The 1,547-nt window shown below is 32.8% G+C and carries 1 protein-coding gene; it reads right to left on the bottom strand.

From position 1 onward, the window contains the following. Positions 1-1,481 (bottom strand): hypothetical protein (locus tag BUC07_RS20480; protein ID WP_073174220.1); only part of this gene is annotated, 1,481 nt, incomplete at its 3' end. Between the last annotated feature and the right edge of the window lie 66 nt (positions 1,482-1,547).

Here is a 1,547-nt window from a genome sequence, read left to right as displayed (position 1 = left end):
CTAAAAGTTTTGGGAAGTTTAGTGACTATTTTATGTGCACGAAGTTTAGCTATTAACCTTGATGTTTTCCCTCTTAGTTTCCTGATGTTGTTAAGCTCATTCCTTGAATAAGCTCCAAGTTCAATTAAAAGGAAGCGTAATTCTTTATTTTTGAACCCCCTGATTTTAAATGAACCGTGTAATATGGCATTAAATACATTACAGGTAAAATCTGAAAGCAGGTTGAAGCCTGCATATTTTCTTGGTTCAGATTTTTTTTTGGCCGATAATTTGACTTCGGTTCTGTTGCATAGTTTTTCAATTTTTTTGTCAAGTTCATTGTTGCGGTTAACAGATGTTAAACTATTAAGGTAACGTAAATTGCATGCTTTGGCTACTTCTGCATATCTGTATAGGTTTGACATTGCTTTTCTCATCGGCACCCATTTTTTTGTGCCCTCTTTGTTTGGATTACGTATTTTAAATGCATTGGCATTGTTTATTGTAGTTTCAATACGTAAAACACTTGTTTTGTCATACATCTTAATAAAGTTTTTATCAAGTGAAAACTTGACTCTAAAACCTTGGTTCCAGAAGTATTTTCTGTCGGAGACTGTTTCTCCCTTGCAATGACCATGAAGTTTTCTGCCAAAAAATGTATATATGTTTGACCCCATTTGGCATAATGAGGCGTATTCAATAAAATAAAGGAAGTGTTTCTGAAGTTCTTCTGTACTTTTGTAAAGCACGTCACTGGCGTATTCGCTTTCCTGTATTGCCCATTTATACCCATTGTTCCCAAAAATTTCCTCTATACGGGGGGTATAACTGTTTAGTCTTTTTGCAAAAACATCAAATACCGAATCCCATTTTTTTTCATGGAATTTATCGCTTAATTTTTGTGTTTTATCCAAATCTTCGACCCAGGTGATACTATTGTCGTAGCTTTTATATTTTATGCCTGATTTTTGGAGCTGTTGCATTAAATATGATTTCCCGTTAATATAGATTTGTATGTGAAAAGGAAACCATGTCTGAAGTTTGACATGCATAAAACCAAACTCCTTGTCCATATAGTAAAAATAGTAATGAAGGCATTTGCGGTACTGACTGCATTTCTCTAATTTCTTAGTATCTCTGTTATAGTCAATGCTCAATGCATAACAAGGTTCAACAACTGAAAGTGCACATATCAAACCTTCTTTGATACCTTTCTCTTTCATCACTTTTTTGGCAATATTTTCTTTTGATGTGCCAGATTTTTTTAAATATTCTTTATAACAACCGCTTTCAGCAATTATTGATTCCAAATTGCCTTTAATTGAATCCGTAACTTTTATTACATAATGCTTAAAGTCTTTGAGTTTAATGCCTTCTTGATCCAGGAAATAATAAAAATTATTTCCGTAATAAAAATGTGGAATGTGTCCTTTTATTATTATCCGGTCAAAACCATGTAATACTCCTTCTATACTCTTATTGAATGCTTCGGTAAAATTCATAATTCGTTTTTACTCAAAAGTACAAATTATGTATTTTTGTTTGCAGCCTTGTGCTGCGGTAAGAAT

Origin of the sequence: Tangfeifania diversioriginum (assembly GCF_900141875.1) — a bacterium.
Taxonomy (GTDB): domain Bacteria; phylum Bacteroidota; class Bacteroidia; order Bacteroidales; family Prolixibacteraceae; genus Tangfeifania; species Tangfeifania diversioriginum.
The sequence above is the reverse complement of the archived record's forward strand: the minus strand, read 5'-3'. Positions and strand labels throughout refer to the sequence as shown.